This is a genomic window from Herbidospora daliensis, assembly GCF_001570585.1.
Taxonomy (GTDB): Bacteria; Actinomycetota; Actinomycetes; order Streptosporangiales; family Streptosporangiaceae; genus Herbidospora; species Herbidospora daliensis.
The window spans coordinates 434,275-450,869 of the sequence record NZ_BBXF01000006.1 but is presented as its reverse complement, the minus strand read 5'-3'; the positions used below and the strand labels follow the sequence as shown (position 1 = coordinate 450,869).

The window sequence follows — 16,595 nt, the reverse complement described above, 5'->3', positions numbered from 1 at the left end:
GCCGCCAGAATGGTTTTCGATTCCTCCTAAAGGAGGATGCGCATCTCTTTATCGCGAAATCTCACACTACCCGCCGTCCGGCCTGCCACACCTGTGTGACCAACGGGACACCGGGACGGTAGGCGAGGTGCACATAGGAGGCCGCTTCGAGGATGACCAGATCGGCCCGCGCGCCCGGCCTGATCACCCCGACGTCATCGCGGCGCAGCGCCGCCGCCCCGCCCGCCGTCGCGGCCCTGACCGCCTCGGCCGGGGTCATGCCCATCTCCCGTACGGCCAGCGCCACGCAGAACGGCATCGACGAGGTGAACGAGGAACCCGGGTTGCAGTCGGTCGCCAGCGCCACCGTGACCCCGGCGTCGAGCAGCCGGCGGGCCTCGGGATAGGGCGAGCGGGTGGAGAACTCGGCCCCCGGGAGCAGGGTGGCGACCACCCCGGCGTCGGCCAGCATGCCGACGTCCTCCTGGGTGAGGTGGGTGCAGTGGTCGGCCGAGGCCGCGCCGAGCTCGCAGGCCAGCCGGACGCCCGGCCCCTCCCCCAGCTGGTTGGCGTGCACCCGCACGCCCAGCCCGGCCGCCTTACCGGCGGTGAGGATCTCGCGGCTCTGCGCCTCGTCGAAGGCGCCGCGCTCGCAGAAGACGTCGATCCACTTGGCGTGGGGGGCGCAGGCGGCCAGCATCGGCCCGGCGACCAGGCGGGTGTACTCGTCGGCGTCTGTGCCGGGCGGCACCACGTGGGCGCCCAGGAACGTCGACTCCTCGGTGAACGCCCGCGCCACCTCAAGGGAGCGCTTCTCGTCGCCGGTGGTCAGGCCGTAGCCGCTCTTGATCTCGACCGTGGTGGTGCCCTGGCCGGTCATCTCGTGGACCAGCCCGGCGGTCCGGTTCGCCAACTCCGGGGTGGTCGCCGCCCTCGTCGCGGCGACCGTGGTCCGGATGCCCCCGGCGGTGTAGCGCTCCCCGGCCATCCGGGCCGCGAACTCGGCGGTCCGGTCGCCCGCGAACACCAGGTGGGCGTGGCTGTCGACGAACCCGGGGATCACGGCCCGGCCGCGGGCGTCGATGCGGTGGTCGGCGGCCGGGGCGCGGGCGGCCTCGCCCACCCAGGCGATCTCCGCGCCGTCGACCACCACCGCCGCCTTGACGATCTCCTCGCGGCCGGGGTCGGCCGTGAAGAGCAGCCCGATGTCATAGAAGAGCGTCGCGCTCATTCAGCACTCGCAATCACGTCAGCCGCGGACCGCGCCGATGGCGTCCCGGAGCAGGTGGCCCACCTCACCGATCACGTGGCGGCCGGAGCCGACGACCCGTCGTCCACCCGACACGACGGACACGACGTCGGCACCCGTCGCCGCGAACACCACCGATTCCACTGCCGAACGGGCCGTCGCGCCAGCCGTACGGACGGAGTCGAGCCTTACTGTGACCAGATCGGCCCAGGCCCCCGGGACGAGCTGGCCGCCGTCGGGGAAGCCGAGGGAGGTGTGCCCGGCCAGGGTGGCGGCGGTGAGCAGTTCGTCGGCGCGCCAGTGGCCGCGTTCGCCGCTGACGACGCGCTCGCCGAGCTCGACGGCGCGGGCCTCCTCGAAGAGGTCGACCACGGCGTGGCTGTCGGAACCGAGCGTGATGGGGCTCCCGGCGGCGTGGAGGCGGCGGGCGGCGGCGACGCCGTCGGCCAGGTCGCGTTCGGTCGTCGGGCAGACGCAGACGTGGGTGCCGGAGCCGCCGAGCAGGGCGACGTCCTCGTCGGAGACGTGCGTGGCGTGCACGGCCGTCGACCTCGGGCCGAGCGCGCCGGCCTCGTGCAGGACCCGGACCGGGGAGGCCGCGTAGGCGGCCACGCACTGGTCGTTCTCGGCGGGCTGCTCCGAGACGTGCGCGTGCAGCGGCCCGGCGTGGTGGTGGGTGAACTCGACCACGACGGGCATCTGCTCGGGGCGCATGGCCCGCACCGAGTGGATGGCCGCGCCGATCTCGACGTCGTCGGCCCCGGCGTACGCCCCGGCGAGCCGGTCGGCGCGGTCGGCCCACTCGTGGGCGGTGCCGTCGCCGAACCGGGTCTGCACGCCTTCGAGCGGGGCGCCGAAGCCGCCGCTGAGATAACAGGTGTCGAGCAGCGAGAGCCGCACCCCGGCGTCGCGGGCGGCCCTGACCAGGGCGTGGCCCATCTCGTTGGGGTCTTCGTAGGGGACGCCGCCGGGGCCGTGGTGGAGGTAGTGGAACTCGCCCACGGCCGTGATCCCGGCCAGGGCCATCTCGGCGTAGGCGGCGCGGGCCAGCCGGTAATAGGTGTCGGGGTCGAGGCGGCCGGCGACGGCGTACATCTGCTCGCGCCAGGTCCAGAAGCTGCCCCGGCCGACCTGGGTGTGGCCGCGCAGGGCGCGGTGGAAGGCGTGGGAGTGGGCGTTGGCCAGGCCCGGGATGGTCAGGCCGCCGAGGATCTCGCCGCTGGGCGGCACGCCCTGCTTCACCTCGGAGATGCGGCGGCCCTCGACGTCGATCTGCACCCCTTCGGCGACGGCGCCGCCGACCAGGGCCAGCTCGCACCAGTACGTCTCCATCAGGCGCCGCCCCCGGTCAGATCGGCCAGCACGGCGGCCAGCGCGATCACCCCGGAGACGCAGTCGCGCGGCTCGGCGAACTCGCCGGGCGCGTGGGAGACCCCGGTGGGGTTGCGGACGAACAACATCGCGGTCGGCACCCCGGCGGATGCCAGGATCCCGGCGTCGTGCCCGGCGGCGGTCGGCAGGATCGGGGCGGGATGGCCGTCGAGCCCGGCCACGCAGGCGACGCGCAGGCGCAGCACCTCGTCGAAGGCGACCTCCGGCGTCCACGACTCCTCGGTGACCTCGGCACCGGCGGCGAGCTCGGCGACCAGGCTCCGCACCGCGTCGGTCTCCGGGCCGCGGGCGTCGAGCCAGGCGGTGACCAGGGAGGGGATCGCGTTGGCGTTGTTGGGCTCGACCCGGACCTTGCCGAAGGTGGCGCGGACTCCGTGGGCCTCGGCCTGGGCGCGGGCGGCCAGCACGGCCTGGGCGTAGGCGAGCATCGGGTCGTCGCGGTCGTCGAAGGCGGTGGTGCCGGCGTGATCGGCCGTACCGCGGAAATCGAAGCGCCAGCGCCCGTGGGGCCAGATGGCGCTGGCCACCCCGACCGGAGCCTCCAGGGCGCGGCCCTGCTCGACGTGGAGTTCCACGAAGACCCCGACGTGGGCGAGGGTCTCGTCGTCGCGGCCCAGGTGGCCCGGCTCGCGGCCCCGGGCGGTGAGCACCTCGCCGAGGCTGTGGCCCTGGTCGTCGCGCAGGCCACGGGCGCGGTCGGGGTCGAGCACGCCGGTCAGCAGCCGCGACCCGATGCAGGGCACCCCGAACCGGGCGCCCTCCTCGTCGGTGAAGCAGGCGACCGCGATGGGCCGGTCGGGCTCGAACCCGTCGCCCCGGAGCAGGTCGATCGCCTCGAACGCGGACGCCACGCCGAGCGGCCCGTCGAACGCGCCGCCTTCGCGGACCGAGTCGAGATGACTGCCCGTGACCAGTCCCGGCCCCTGCCTGGACGGGTCGCCCCACCAGGCCCACAGGTTGCCGTTTCGGTCTTCGTGGCTGGTCAGGCCCCGTTTCGCGGCCTGGTGGGCAAACCATTCGCGCAACTCCATGTCGGCGGACGACCAGGCGTCACGCCGATAGCCCCCGGTGCGCGGGTTTCTGCCGATCTGCTCGATGTCCGCCAGCATTCCTCCACCCTACTGAATGGCTTCATTCAGTCCAGGGAGGGCTACCCTGACCCGGTGAGTTTCGATGTCAGCGTGGTCGTCCGTTACCGCAAGGCGGTCACCTACGGCATGCACGCCCTGCTGGCGGCCCTCGAAGCTGCGCCCCCGGCGGTGAACTTCGAGGTCCGGTACGCCACCAGCGCCGAAGAGACGGCGATCCAGATCGGCCAGGCCGACGCCGACCGGATTCTGGTGCTCTGGTCCTTCTATTCGCCCGATTTCCCGTTAATGACGGCCGAACTGGCCGAAGTCAGGGCGCTTTCCACGAGAAGCGATGTCGTCCACGTGGCCGGCGGTGTCCACGCGACCGCCGAACCCCAGCAGGTGATCGACGCCGGCTGGGACGTCGCCGCGATCGGCGAGGGCGAGACCACGATCATCTCTCTGGTCGCCGAACCCGATTTGCGCAGGGTGCCGGGCCTGGCGGTCCGCGACCACGACGGGATCGCGCTCCGCACCCCGGGCGCGCCGCAGCTGCCGCTCGACGCCTTCCCCTCGTTCCCGGCCGGCCGGGCCGGGCCTATCGAGATCACCCGCGGCTGCCGCTACACCTGCAAGTTCTGCCAGACCCCGTTCATGTTCGGGGCCCAGTTCCGGCACCGCTCGGTCGAGAGCGTGCGCGACCACGTGCGGCGGATGGCCGCCAGGGGCCTGCGCGACGTCCGGTTCATCACGCCGACCTCGCTCAGCTACGGCAGCCAGACCGCCGAGCCCGACCTCGACAAGGTCGAGGAGCTGCTGGTGGCGTGCAAGGAGGAGGCGCCCGCGAACGGCCGGGTGTTCTTCGGCAGCTTCCCCTCGGAGATCCGCCCCGAGCACGTGACGCCCGAGGCGATGCGCATGCTGCGCGGCTACGTCGCCAACGACAACATCATCATCGGCGCCCAGTCGGGCTCCGACCGCATCCTGGCCGCCTCGGGCCGGGGCCACGGCGCGGCGCCGGTCCTCGACGCGGCCAGGATCGCGATCGACTTCGGGTTCCGCCCCAACGTCGACTTCATCTTCGGCATGCCGGGCGAGACCGAAGACGACCAGAAGGCGTCCCTGAAACTGGCCGCCGACCTGGCCGACCTGGGCGCCCGCATCCACACCCACACGTTCATGCCGCTGCCCGGCACCCCGTGGCGCGACGCCGAACCGGCGCTGATCCCGCTGACCACCTCGACCGAGCTCGACCGCCTGGCCCAGCGCGGCGACGCCTACGGCCACTGGCGCAAGCAGGCCGAACACGCCCAGGTCCTGGCCGAGACGGCCAAGCAGTATCCGCGCCGCACGCCCCGCCGCCGTGTCTGACGGGGTGTCTAGCGCGGCCTGACGATCACCTCGGTCAGATGGGCGTCGGCCGGCGCGGTCACCGCCGCGACCACGGCCCCGGCCACCGACTCGGCCTTCAGGTAGCGGTGCGGCTCGTACTCGCCGCCCTCCTGGTTGCGCACGTCGCGCTGCATGTCGGTGTCGATGCGCCCCGGGTAGACGGTGGTGACCCGCAGCTCCGGCTCCTCCTGCCGCAGCACGTCGGCGTAGGCGCGCAGCGCCCACTTGCTGGCGGCGTAGGACCCCCAGTCAGGGTGGGCGTTGCGCCCAGCCCCGGAGTTGACCAGCACGACCTGGCCCTTGGCCGCCCGCAGCGAGGGCAGCAGCAGCCGGGTCAGCTCGGCGACGGCGAAGACGTTGACCTCGAAGGTCTCCCGCCAGACGCGCAACGGCGTCTCCGCCACCGGCCCGAGCGTGACGACCCCGGCGCTGTGCACGAGCAGGTCGATGCGCCCGAGCCCTTCGACGTCGCGCCCGGTGATCTCGGTGAGCTCCACCGGGAAGGGCCGCGCGTCGAGCTCCTTGCAGATCTCGTCGAGCTTCCCGCCACCCCGGCCACCGAGGATCAGGTCGTAGGAAGGGGAGAGGGCCCGCGCGACGGCGGCCCCGAGGCCGCGAGAACCGCCCGTGATCAGGGCGACAGGTCGATCACTCATGCCGCTCACCTTAGTTGCGTGATTCCCGCCGACTCCGGATGATCGCCGCGCATCCCCTCCCCGCCGTCTCCGGTGAACTGCTTTCTTTCCGTTACGGCTCCGCCTGCCCGGCCACCCGACCTCTCCTGTCGCCACCCGAGTCACATCAGGTTCGAATCATGGGACGGCCCACCGCCGTCGCCCGCCGAGTGGGAGGAACTGTGGAGCGGGCGCCTGACGGTGCGTTCGGGCGTCGTCGCGGCGGCCGACTGGGGCGGGACCGACGAGGGAGAGGAGTTCGACCTGGGGCGGGCCGGCGCGACGTGGTCGGCCCGGCTGACCACCCGGGTCCTGGTCAACGACCGGGAGCCCGACTTCGACGCCCGCGTCGGCCTGGCCGAGCTCTACCGCGTCCAGTTCTGGCCCTGGGTTGCGACCGCTATTCAAATTTGTATATAAATTTGAGCATGTCCTCCACACGGGTTCTCATCCTGGGCACGCTGCTCGACGGTCCGCTGCACGGCTACGAGGTGCGGCGGCGGCTGGAGCTGTGGGGGGCGGGTTACTGGGCCAACGTGGCCTACGGGTCGATCTACCACGGGCTGGCCAAGATGGCCGGCGAGGGGCTGCTGGCCGTCGTCGAGCAGGGCCAGGGCGGCAAGACCGTCTACGAGGTCACCGACGAGGGGCGCGAGGAGTTCCGGCGGCAGCTGCTCGGCTACTGGTGGGAGATCAAGCCGATCGTCGACCCGTTCCAGGTCGCGCTCACGTTCATCGACCGGTTGCCCACGCCCGACCTGGTCAACGCCATGAAGGCCCGGCTGGAGCAGTTGCGGGCGGCGGTCTCCTCGACCGAGCGGGCCTTGGAGGCGAAGTTGGCGTTCGACGCCCCGCGCCACATCGACGAGTGCATCCGGCTGGCCAACGCGCAGCTCCGGTCGCAGCTCGAATGGGTCGAGGGCGCGATCGTGCGGGTCGAGAACGGCGAGCTGCCGTAAAACCGGTTGACCCTGACCCTGCGTCATCCACGACGCTGGGTCCTCCCCCTGAGCGAGAACAGGTTTTCCGAATGATCATTGAAGCGCACGGGCTGCGCAAGACCTTCCACGCCAAACGCGGGCGTGGGAAGACCGAGGAGGTCGAGGCCGTCCGGGGCATCGACCTGGAGGTCCAGAAGGGCGAGATCTTCGCGGCGCTGGGCCCCAACGGCGCCGGCAAGACCACCACCGTCCGCATGCTCGCCACCTTCATCGCGCCCACCGCCGGCACCGCCCGGGTGGCCGGGTTCGACGTGGTGAAGGAGGCCGCGAAGGTCCGCGAGAACATCGGCTACGTCAGCCAGGCCGGCGGCGTCGACGAGAACAACCCCGGCATCGACCAGCTCCTGCTCGCCGGCCGGATCGCCGGGTTGTCGAAGAAGCAGGCCCTGGCCCGCGCCGACGAGCTGCTGGCCGCGTTCAGCCTGACCGAGATCGCCCGGCGGCCCGCGCGCACCCTGTCGGGCGGCCAGAAGCGCCGGTTCTCGATCGCGCTCGGCCTGGTCACCGCTCCCCCGCTGGTGTTCCTCGACGAGCCCACGACCGGCCTCGACCCGCAGAACCGCGCCAACCTGTGGGACGAGGTGCGGGCCCTGCGCGACCGGGGCACCAGCGTCCTGCTGACCACCCACTACCTCGACGAGGCCGACGCGCTCTGCGACCGGCTCGTCATCATCGACCACGGGACCGTCGTCGCCGAGGGCACCCCCTCCTCGCTGAAGAAGGAGGTCGCGGGCGACGTCGTCACGCTGAAGCTGAAGGGCGTCGACGAGGCGGCCGAGGTGCTGCGCGCGCAGTCCTACGTCAAGGAGGTGCGCACCGAGGAGGGCCTGCTGCGGGCCTACCTCGACGACGGCGAGCACGGCCTGCCCCACCTGCTGCGCGTGCTCGAAGAGCGCGACCTCACGCTCGAGTCGATCTCGCTCGACCGGGCCACCCTCGACGACGTCTTCCTCCGCCACACGGGCCGATCCCTGAGAGATGCCGCATGATCCGCCAGACCTCCCTGTTCCTCGGCTACGAGCTGCGTTTCCTGCTGCGCAACCCGGTGTGGCCGCTGTTCGGCATCATGCAGCCGGTGCTCTACCTGCTGTTCTTCGCGCCGCTGCTCGGCAGGACCACGGCGAGCGGGTCGATGCCCGAGGTGCTGGCCATGTTCACGCCGGGTTCGATGATGATGATCGCGCTGTTCGGCTCGTTGTTCGCCGGCTTCGGCATGATCAACGAGACCCGGAACGGGGTGCTGGAGCGCCTGGCCGTCTCCCCCGCCTGGCCGCCCGCGATCATCCTGGGCCGGGTCGCCAAAGACATGCTCGTGCTGGTCATCCAGGCGATCCTGGTCATGGGCGTGGCCATGCTGATGGGCCTGCGCATCGGCCTGCCCGCGTTCCTGATCATGCTGCTGCTGATGGCGGTGACCGGCCTGTTCGCGGCCAGCCTCTCCTACGGCCTGGCCTTGGCCATCAAGGACGAGAACGGCGTCTCGCAGCTCGTGCAGTTCTTCGCGATGCCGCTGACCCTGATCGCGGGCCTGTTCCTGCCCGTCTCGCTCGGCCCCGACTGGCTGCAGACCCTCGCCCGGTTCAACCCGCTCTACTACGGCGTCGAGGCCGGCCGTTCGCTGTTCCGCGGCGACCTCGGCGACTCGACCATCCCGATCGCGTTCGCGCTGCTCATCGGCCTGGCGCTGATCACGATGGTGTGGTCGATGCGGTCGCTGCGCCGGCTGGCCTCCTAGAGGAAGACGCCGCCGCGCTCGGTCATGCGCTCGTGGTCGTCGAGGCGGGCCCTGGTGCGAAGAGGCGCGGCGTCGGCCATGGCCTCCACCAGGAGCATCGCCAGGGCCAGCGGCGCCACGTGCGAGTCGAACACCAGCCGTTCCCCGACCGGCGCGTCCAAGACGACGTCGGCGGGGAAGGGCACGTCGGGGCGGTCGGTGAGCACCGCGATCGACAGGCCCAGGTCGCGGGCCTCGGTCAGGGCCGCCGCCGCCTCGGCGGGGTAACGCGGGAGCACCACCGCCAGCAACCAGCCCGCCCCGGCCCGCCGGGCGGCGTGGAGGCCGTCGGCCAGCTCCGACCCGCCGTGGGTGAACAGCCGCACGTCGGGGTGGATGCGGCGGGCGAAGTAGGCGAAGGTCGTGGCCAGGCCGCTGGAGACGCGCAGGCCCAGGATGGGCAGCGGCTCGCTGGCGGCCAGCGCGGCCCCGACCTCGCCGACGGTCTCGGTCACCGGCCCGATGCGCTCGCGCAGTGAGCGCAGGTTGCCGATCTCGGCGTCGAGCGCGTCGGGCCCCGCCTCCACTCTGGGCGGCGGGCCGCCCAGCACGAGCGGGCGCAGCGCGTGGCGCAGCTCCGGATATCCGGCGAAGCCGAGCGCCGCGGCGAACCGGGTCACCGACGGCTGGCTCACCCCGGCCCGGTCGGCCAGCTCCACGCTCGACAGGAAGATCGCTTCGTGGAGGTGTTCGCCCAGGTAATGGGCGATGCGGCGCTGCGCCGGGGAGAGACGGCGACCGTCGAGGAGGCGTTCGAGACCGTCGACCACGGGTCAATCCTCCCGCATCGGCACCCGGACCCCCGTATCGGCCGCCACCTCGGCCGCCTCGGTGTAGCCGGCGTCGACGTGGCGGATCACGCCCATGCCGGGGTCGTTGGTGAGCACCCGGTTCAGCTTCTCGGCCGCCAGCGGGGTGCCGTCGGCGACGGTGACCTGCCCGGCGTGGATGGAGCGGCCGATGCCGACGCCGCCGCCGTGGTGGATCGACACCCACGACGCGCCGGAGGCGACGTTCACCATCGCGTTCAGCAGCGGCCAGTCGGCGATGGCGTCGGAGCCGTCGAGCATGCCCTCGGTCTCGCGGTAGGGCGAGGCGACGCTGCCGCAGTCGAGGTGGTCGCGGCCGATGACGACGGGGGCCTGGAGCACGCCGTCGGCGACCATCTGGTTGAAGCGCTCGCCGGCCTTGTCGCGCTCGCCGTAGCCGAGCCAGCAGATGCGCGCCGGCAGGCCCTGGAAGTGCACCTTCTCCCCGGCCAGCCGGATCCACCGGGCCAGCGGCTCGTTGTCGGGGAACAGGTCGAGGATCGCCTTGTCGGTGGCCGCGATGTCGCGCGGGTCGCCGCTGAGCGCCGCCCACCGGAACGGGCCCTTGCCCTCGCAGAACAGCGGCCGGATGTACGCCGGCACGAAGCCCGGGAAGGCGAACGCGCGGGCGTACCCGGCCAGCTGGGCCTCGCCGCGGATCGAGTTGCCGTAGTCGAACACCTCGGCCCCGCCGTCGAGGAAGCCGACCATGGCCTCGACGTGGCGGGCCATCGACTCGCGGGCCCTGACGGTGAAGCCCGCCGGGTCCTTCTCCCGCTCGGCGGCCATGTCGGCGAAGGCGACGCCGCGCGGCAGGTACATGAGCGGGTCGTGGGCGGAGGTCTGGTCGGTGACGACGTCGATCTCGGCGCCCATGGCCAGCAGTTCGGGCAGCGCGTCGGCCGCGTTGGCCTCGACCCCGATGCTCAGCGGCCTTCGCTGGTCGCGGGCCTCGTACGCCAGCCGCAGCGCGTCGGCCAGGGAGTCGGCCCGGACGTCGAGGTAGCGGTGCTCGATGCGGCGTTCGATCGAGCGGGGGTCGCAGTCGACGCAGATGGCCACGCCGCCGTTCATCGTGACGGCCAGCGGCTGCGCGCCGCCCATGCCGCCGAGCCCGGCGGTCAGCGTGACGGTCCCGGCCAGCGTGCCGCCGAAACGTTTGGCGGCGACGGCGGCGAAGGTCTCGTAGGTGCCCTGGAGGATGCCCTGGGTGCCGATGTAGATCCAGGAACCGGCGGTCATCTGGCCGTACATGGTGAGCCCGGCGGCCTCCAGGCGGCGGAACTCCTCCCAGTTGGCCCAGTCGGGCACCAGGTTGGAGTTGGCGATGAGGACACGCGGCGCCCACTCGTGGGTGCGCATGACGCCGACCGGGCGGCCCGACTGCACGAGCAGGGTCTCGTCGGCGTCGAGGGTGGTGAGGGTCCGGGTGATCGCCTGGAACGAGGGCCAGTCACGGGCCGCCTTGCCCGAGCCGCCGTAGACGACGAGCTGTTCGGGGTGTTCGGCCACCTCGGGGTCGAGGTTGTTCTGGATCATCCGGAGCGCGGCCTCCTGGGGCCAGCCCTTAGCGGTCAAGGTCGTGCCGCGGGGGCTCCGCACGGTCGGCATGGGCACTCTCCTGAATGAGACTATTCACGTCGTCTCACGCAGGATACGGCGGCGAGAGTCGGAGGGGCACCCCGGCGTCCCGGGGCACCCCCTCCCGGACGCGACCGCACGTACGCGTTTGACCCGGGTCCGGCTCTGTGGCGAAGGAGAGGCTCCGCTCCTTGCGGGGTGCCCCCGATCCGCTCGCGTCACCTCCCCCGCAGGGGAAAGCTCCGGCTACGAGTTGACCAGGAACTGGGTTGCCGCCAGTTCCCGGTAGAGGTCGTCTTCGGCGATCAGCTCGTCGTGGGTGCCGCTGGCGCGCACCCGGCCGGCCTCCATGACGATGATGCGGTCGGCGCCGGTGACCGTCGACAGGCGGTGGGCGATGACCAGCACGGTCGTCTCGCGGGCCACTTCGGCGATGACCTCGCGCAGCCGCAGCTCGTTGACGGCGTCGAGCTGCGAGGTGGCCTCGTCGAGCAGCAGCAGACGGGGGCGGCGGAGCAGGGCGCGGGCGATGGCGACGCGCTGGCGTTCGCCGCCCGACAGCAGGACGCCGCGGTGGCCGACCTCGGTCTCCAGGCCCTCGGGCAACCGGTCAACCAGGTCGTCGAGGCGGGTGCGGGCCAGCGCGCGCCGGATCTCCTCCTCGGTCACGCCGGGGGCGGCGAAGGTGAGGTTCTCCCGCAGGGTGCCGTCGAGCACGGGGGCGTCCTGTTCGACGTAGCCGACGGCGGCCCGCAGGTCGGGCAGGTGCCAGTCGGCGATGTCGGTCCCGCCGACCGAGATGCGGCCGGAGCCGGGCTCGTAGAACCGCTCCAGCAGCGCGAACACGGTCGACTTGCCCGCGCCCGACGGGCCGACCAGCGCCGACAGGCGGCCGGCGGGAACCTCGAAGCTCACTCCGTGGTGGACGACCGGGCGGTCGTCGCCGTACCGGAAGACGACGTCGTCGAAGACCACCCCGACCGGGACGCCGGTGGTCTGCCCCTGGGTCGCGGCCGGTTCGACCGGCAGCGCGTCGATCTCCCTGATGCGGACCAGCGCGGCCAGGCCGTTCTGCAGCTGGGTGGCCGCCTGCACCAGCTGGCCGAGCGGCGCGACCAGGAAGAACAGGTAGAGCAGGAACGCGATCAGGGTGGCGATGGACATCGACCCGGCGGCCACCCGGGCGCCGCCGACGGCCAGCACGACCAGGAAGGCGAGCTGCACCGAGAGCCACGCGGTGGTGCCGGCGATCGACTGGTAGGCCGAGGAGCGCACGCCCCGGTCGCGGGCCTTGGTCGCGGCGGCCTCGATGACGGCGATCTCGCGGGCCTCGGCGCCGGAGGCCTTGACCGTACGGAAGGCCTGGAGAGCCCGGTCGAGCGCCGAGCCCATGTCGCCCAGCGCCTCCTGGGCGAGGAGGGAGGCCCGGCGGATGCGCGGGAGCAGCAGCGACCCCAGACCCGCGACCCCGGCCACCACCCCGAGGGTGACCACCAGCAGCACCCAGTCCATGACCCCCATCAGCACGGCCGCGCCGACGAACAGCACGGCCGAGCCGACCGCGCCGACCAGGCCGTCGGTGGTGACGGTACGCAGCAGCGTCGTGTCGGAGGTGACGCGCGACAGCAGGTCGCCGGGCTTGAGCCGGTCGACCTCGGGCACCCGCAGCCGCAGCACCCGGTCGACGAGCCGCACCCGCGCCGACAACACGATGCCCTCGCCCATGCGCTCCAGCACGAACTGCCCGAGCGCCGAGATCGACGCGCCGACGAGCACGACCGCCGAGAGCAGTAACACGGGCCCGAGGACGCTCTCCCCGGCCCCGAACCGGTCGATCACCGACCGCACGAACAGCGGCATGGCGAGCCCGCCGGCCGAACCGGCGAGCGTGAGAAGACCGGCGAACACGAGCGTGCGCCGGTGTGGTTTGACGAGATCTCCGAGCATCTGCCAGGACGACGTCACGGTTTGCCCCCTTGGGACGTCAATGTAAGTTGACAACGTCAATGTAGGTTGACGCTCGCGGAAGTGTCAACCAAATTTGACGCCTGTCTGAGACTGATTCATGGCGCGAGCCACGGCCGGCCTTCGGCCGTCCGCGTCTCGCTTGAAGCTTTCATCCATCCTGGCCGGTCACCTTGGGCTTCGGCTCCTCCCGGAGACGGATTCCTGTACACCTCGCACGCCTCCCCCGACTCTGGGGTGCACGCTCCTTAACCGGTTCATGGAAAGGTCCACAACATGAGACGACAATGCGCGCTGGCATGCGCGGCCGTCCTCACCCTGATCGCGTCACTTCTGGTCGCCGCGACCCCCGCCCAGGCCGCCGTCGGCCTGCGGGTCAGCGGCCGCAACATCGTGGAGGCCAACGGCAGCGTCTTCGTCATCCGCGGCACCAGCCACGCGCACACCTGGTACACCTCGCAGACGAGCTCGATCGCGAACATCAAGGCCAAGGGGGCCAACGCGGTCCGCATCGTGCTCAGCGGCGGGCGCTGGCCCGCCAACGGCGCCTCCGACGTCGCCAACGTGATCTCCCTGTGCAAGGCCAGCAAGCTGATCTGCATCCTGGAGAACCACGACACGACCGGCTTCGGCGAGCAGAGCGGCTCGGTCAGCCTCGACACGGCGGTCGACTACTGGATCTCCCTCCAGAGCGTGCTGACCGGCGAGGAGAACAACGTCATCATCAACATCGGCAACGAGCCGATCGGCAACAACGCGGTGACCCCGGGCTGGACCCAGGCCACCTCGGCCGCCATCCAGCGCATGCGGACGGCCGGCTTCCAGCACCTGCTCATGGTGGACGCCCCCAACTGGGGCCAGGACTGGTCGTTCACCATGCGCGACAACGCGGCGACCGTCGCCGCCGCCGACCCGCAGCGCAACACGGTCTTCTCGGTGCACATGTACGGCGTCTTCGACACCGCCGCCGAGATCACCTCCTACCTGAACGCCTTCCAGACCGCCGGGTTGCCCCTGGTCATCGGCGAGTTCGGGTTCAACCACTCCGACGGCAACCCCGACGAGGACACGATCATGGCCGAGGCGCAGGCGCGCGGCCTCGGCTACCTGGGCTGGTCGTGGTCGGGCAACGGCGGCGGCGTCGAGTACCTCGACCAGGTGACGAACTTCAATCCCAACCAGCTCACCTCCTGGGGAACCCGCCTGTTCAACGGGGCGAACGGCATCGCGTCCACGGCCGTGGAGTGCACGATGTGCGGCGGCGGCCAGCCGACCGACACCACCCCGCCGACCACGCCGGGCACCCCGGCCGCCTCGTCGATCACCTCGACCGGCGCGTCGTTGTCGTGGACGGCCTCCACCGACTCGGGCGGCTCCGGCCTCGCCGGGTACAACGTCTACCGCTCCAACGGCACCCAGCTCGGCACCTCCACGACCAACTCCCTGGCGCTCACCGGGCTGACGCCGTCGACCGCTTACACGGTTTATGTCCGGGCCCGTGACGGGGCCGGGAACCTGTCGGGCAACTCGTCGTCGGTCACGTTCACCACGAGCGCCGCGCCGTCGGACACCACCGCCCCGACCACCCCGGGCACCCCGACCGTGTCCGGAGTCACCGCCTCGGGCGCCTCGCTCACCTGGACGGCCTCCACCGACTCCGGCGGGTCGGGCCTGGCCGGGTACAACGTCTACCGCTCCAACGGCACCCAGCTGGCCACCACGACGACCAACTCGGCGACCCTGACCGGGCTCTCGGCCAACACCGCTTACACGGTTTACGTCCGGGCCCGCGACGGCGCAGGGAACCTGTCGGCGAACTCGTCGTCGGTCACGTTCACCACCACCGGCGGCACGTCGGGCGGCTGCACCGCCACCGGGACCGTGCAGAGCCAGTGGGGCAACGGCTACGTCGTCCAGCCGGTGACCGTGACCAACGGGACCACGGCGCGCACGTCGTGGACGGTCACGTTCACGCTGCCCTCCGGGCACACCCTGTCGGGCTCGTGGAACGCGAACGTCACCGTCTCCGGGCAGACGGTGACCGCGACGAACATGGGCTACAACGGCGCGCTCGGCTCCGGCGCGAGCACGTCGTTCGGGTTCCAGGTGTCGCGGCCCAACGGGAACACGGCGACGGTGACGTCGTACACCTGCGCGTAGTCCCCGAGACGGCCCCCTCCGGCGGAGGGGGCCGTCTTTTTTCGGAATCGGCACCAATCCGATCGCGGCGATGGGGCGAATAGGCGGGCGAGGACTCCGGCCGGACCCTCTGGAAACCGTCCCAACGTCCCGAGAGGACTTCATCGTCATGGAGCTCCGGATCACCCCGCGATCGATGGTCGCCGTGGGTGTGGCGGGCGCCCTCGCCGCCGCGTCCTTCGTCATTCTCCGGCCGGAGGCCCCGAGCGCCTCCTCCCACCGCGAGGCCCCGCTGATCGCGGGCGACCCGCGCAACGACAACACCGACGTGTACGCCTTCACCAGCCCCGACAACCAGGACACGGTCACGCTGCTGGCCAACTGGATCCCGTTCGAGGAGCCCAACGGCGGACCGAACTTCTACTTCTTCGACGTCAACTCGCGCTACAATATCAAGATCGACAACAACGGCGACGCCAAGCCCGACGTCGTCTACCAGTGGACGTTCAAGAACGTCGACAAGCGCGGGAACTCCACGTTCCTGTTCAACAACGGGCCCGTCACGTCGCTGAACGACCCCAACCTGCTGTTCAAGCAGACGTACACCCTCAGGAAGATCACCCACCGCGGCGCGACGGTCGTCGGCACCGGGACGGTCGCCCCCAGCAACGTGGGCCGCGCCTCGATGCCCGACTACTCCGTGCTCCGCAACCAGGCCGTCGACTCGATCAGGGGCGGCGGCAAGCAGTTCGCCGGCCAGTCGGACGAGGCGTTCTTCCTCGACCTGCGCGTCTTCGACCTGCTCTACGGCGGCGACCTGTCGGAGGTCGGCCAGGACACCACCCGCGGCTACAACGTGCACACGCTCGCGCTCCAGGTCCCGAAGAAGGAGATCGCGCTGCGCGGCAACGTCGGGCGCAACCCGGTCGTCGGGATCTGGGCCACCACCGACAAGTGGTCGCCGAAGGGCTACGTGCAGGTGTCGCGCCTCGGCCAGCCGCTGGTCAACGAGGTCGTCGTGCCCGCGGGCCTGAAGGACGCCTTCAACTCGATCAGCCCCGACAAGGACGCCTCGATCCCCGAGGTGGTCAAGCGGGTCACCGAGCCCGAGCTGCCCAAGCTGCTGGAGGGCATCTACGGCCTGAAGGCGCCCAAGACCCCGCGCAACGACCTGGTCGAGATCTTCCTGACCGGCATCGCGAAGGGCAACGGCCCCATCGACGCCGACCTCAACTCGCAGACGCTCAACAAGGACGCCGGCAAGCTGCGCCCGGCCGAGATGCTGCGGCTGAACATGGCCGTGCCGGTGACGGCCAACCCGAACCGTCTCGGCGTGCTCGGCGGCGACCTCCAGGGCTTCCCGAACGGGCGGCGGCTGGGCGACGACGTGGTCGACATCGCGATCCAGGCCATGGCCGGCGCGGCGCAGACCGGTCAGCTGGTGCCCGCGCTGGCGGCCGGCGACAAGGTCGACGCCAACGACCAGCCCGCGCTGTCGACGTTCCCGTACATCCCCGGCCCGAGCAACGTGGCCGTGAACCGGACCTTCTCCGGGTCCTGATCCCGCGTC

Annotated in this window: 14 protein-coding genes; 7 read left to right on the top strand and 7 right to left on the bottom strand. The window is 71.5% G+C overall.

The annotated features are described in order from the left end of the window. Window positions 1–61: 61 nt before the first annotated feature. From hutI to AW274_RS30320, 3 genes are read right to left on the bottom strand one after another with little or no spacing between them, the layout of a single operon-like run. Window positions 62–1,210: an imidazolonepropionase gene (gene hutI / locus AW274_RS30330; RefSeq protein WP_062439227.1), complete on the bottom strand. Its 1,149-nt coding sequence runs from the start codon at window positions 1,208–1,210 to the stop codon at window positions 62–64. An 18-nt stretch (window positions 1,211–1,228) separates the two neighbouring features. After that, window positions 1,229–2,560: a formimidoylglutamate deiminase gene (locus AW274_RS30325; RefSeq protein WP_062439225.1), complete on the bottom strand. Its 1,332-nt coding sequence runs from the start codon at window positions 2,558–2,560 to the stop codon at window positions 1,229–1,231. Then, entirely contained in the window at window positions 2,560–3,729 is a 1,170-nt protein-coding gene (locus AW274_RS30320) for an allantoate amidohydrolase (protein ID WP_062439221.1), read from the bottom strand. The genes AW274_RS30325 and AW274_RS30320 overlap by 1 nt, the downstream gene beginning before the upstream one ends. Before the next feature lie 54 nt (window positions 3,730–3,783). Between AW274_RS30320 and AW274_RS30315 the strand changes: the two genes are divergently transcribed. Then, complete coding sequence (locus tag AW274_RS30315) at window positions 3,784–5,061, top strand: TIGR04013 family B12-binding domain/radical SAM domain-containing protein (protein WP_232320501.1); 1,278 nt, start codon at window positions 3,784–3,786, stop codon at window positions 5,059–5,061. 8 nt (window positions 5,062–5,069) lie between these two features. Here AW274_RS30315 and AW274_RS30310 read toward each other — a convergent pair whose 3' ends face one another. Further along, complete coding sequence (locus AW274_RS30310) at window positions 5,070–5,738, bottom strand: SDR family oxidoreductase (protein WP_062439218.1); 669 nt, start codon at window positions 5,736–5,738, stop codon at window positions 5,070–5,072. 219 nt (window positions 5,739–5,957) lie between these two features. Between AW274_RS30310 and AW274_RS41565 the strand changes: the two genes are divergently transcribed. From AW274_RS41565 to AW274_RS30290, 4 genes are all read left to right on the top strand, one after another. Then, the gene (locus AW274_RS41565; protein WP_062439215.1) at window positions 5,958–6,176 is read left to right on the top strand and encodes a hypothetical protein; all 219 of its coding nucleotides are present in this window, start codon (window positions 5,958–5,960) and stop codon (window positions 6,174–6,176) included. 8 nt (window positions 6,177–6,184) lie between these two features. After that, complete coding sequence (locus tag AW274_RS41560; protein WP_062439211.1) at window positions 6,185–6,715, top strand: PadR family transcriptional regulator; 531 nt, start codon at window positions 6,185–6,187, stop codon at window positions 6,713–6,715. A gap of 71 nt (window positions 6,716–6,786) precedes the next feature. After that, entirely contained in the window at window positions 6,787–7,746 is a 960-nt protein-coding gene (locus tag AW274_RS30295; protein ID WP_198169485.1) for an ATP-binding cassette domain-containing protein, read from the top strand. Further along, window positions 7,743–8,492 (top strand): ABC transporter permease, encoded by a 750-nt coding sequence (locus AW274_RS30290; RefSeq protein WP_062439208.1) that lies wholly within the window; start codon window positions 7,743–7,745, stop codon window positions 8,490–8,492. The genes AW274_RS30295 and AW274_RS30290 overlap by 4 nt, the downstream gene beginning before the upstream one ends. Here the strand turns inward: AW274_RS30290 and AW274_RS30285 are convergent. The 3 genes from AW274_RS30285 to AW274_RS30275 form a co-directional block, all read right to left on the bottom strand. After that, entirely contained in the window at window positions 8,489–9,301 is an 813-nt protein-coding gene (locus AW274_RS30285; RefSeq protein ID WP_062439205.1) for a MurR/RpiR family transcriptional regulator, read from the bottom strand. The genes AW274_RS30290 and AW274_RS30285 overlap by 4 nt on opposite strands. Before the next feature lie 3 nt (window positions 9,302–9,304). Continuing rightward, a complete protein-coding gene (hutU, locus tag AW274_RS30280) occupies window positions 9,305–10,951 on the bottom strand; it encodes a urocanate hydratase (protein WP_062439203.1) in 1,647 nt (548 codons plus the stop codon). Window positions 10,952–11,167: 216 nt separating this feature from the next. Next, entirely contained in the window at window positions 11,168–12,886 is a 1,719-nt protein-coding gene (locus AW274_RS30275; RefSeq protein ID WP_232320499.1) for an ABC transporter ATP-binding protein, read from the bottom strand. A gap of 276 nt (window positions 12,887–13,162) precedes the next feature. Here AW274_RS30275 and AW274_RS30270 point away from each other — a divergent pair, with 276 nt between their 5' ends. Both AW274_RS30270 and AW274_RS30265 read left to right on the top strand, forming a co-directional pair. After that, window positions 13,163–15,046 (top strand): cellulase family glycosylhydrolase, encoded by a 1,884-nt coding sequence (locus AW274_RS30270; RefSeq protein WP_062439200.1) that lies wholly within the window; start codon window positions 13,163–13,165, stop codon window positions 15,044–15,046. 148 nt (window positions 15,047–15,194) lie between these two features. Then, window positions 15,195–16,586, top strand: coding sequence for a DUF4331 domain-containing protein (locus tag AW274_RS30265; protein ID WP_083975028.1), 1,392 nt, complete (start codon window positions 15,195–15,197; stop codon window positions 16,584–16,586). Window positions 16,587–16,595 lie beyond the last annotated feature (9 nt).

What these genes read in the sequence shown, in the direction of transcription:
- hutI (WP_062439227.1), bottom strand. Translation starts at nt 1,210, where the DNA reads ATGAGCGCGACGCTCTTCTATGACATCGGGCTGCTCTTCACGGCCGAC.
- AW274_RS30325 (WP_062439225.1), bottom strand. Translation starts at nt 2,560, where the DNA reads ATGGAGACGTACTGGTGCGAGCTGGCCCTGGTCGGCGGCGCCGTCGCC.
- AW274_RS30320 (WP_062439221.1), bottom strand. Translation starts at nt 3,729, where the DNA reads ATGCTGGCGGACATCGAGCAGATCGGCAGAAACCCGCGCACCGGGGGC.
- AW274_RS30310 (WP_062439218.1), bottom strand. Translation starts at nt 5,738, where the DNA reads ATGAGTGATCGACCTGTCGCCCTGATCACGGGCGGTTCTCGCGGCCTC.
- AW274_RS41560 (WP_062439211.1), top strand. Translation starts at nt 6,185, where the DNA reads ATGTCCTCCACACGGGTTCTCATCCTGGGCACGCTGCTCGACGGTCCG.
- AW274_RS30295 (WP_198169485.1), top strand. Translation starts at nt 6,787, where the DNA reads ATGATCATTGAAGCGCACGGGCTGCGCAAGACCTTCCACGCCAAACGC.
- AW274_RS30290 (WP_062439208.1), top strand. Translation starts at nt 7,743, where the DNA reads ATGATCCGCCAGACCTCCCTGTTCCTCGGCTACGAGCTGCGTTTCCTG.
- hutU (WP_062439203.1), bottom strand. Translation starts at nt 10,951, where the DNA reads ATGCCGACCGTGCGGAGCCCCCGCGGCACGACCTTGACCGCTAAGGGC.
- AW274_RS30270 (WP_062439200.1), top strand. Translation starts at nt 13,163, where the DNA reads ATGAGACGACAATGCGCGCTGGCATGCGCGGCCGTCCTCACCCTGATC.
- AW274_RS30265 (WP_083975028.1), top strand. Translation starts at nt 15,195, where the DNA reads ATGGAGCTCCGGATCACCCCGCGATCGATGGTCGCCGTGGGTGTGGCG.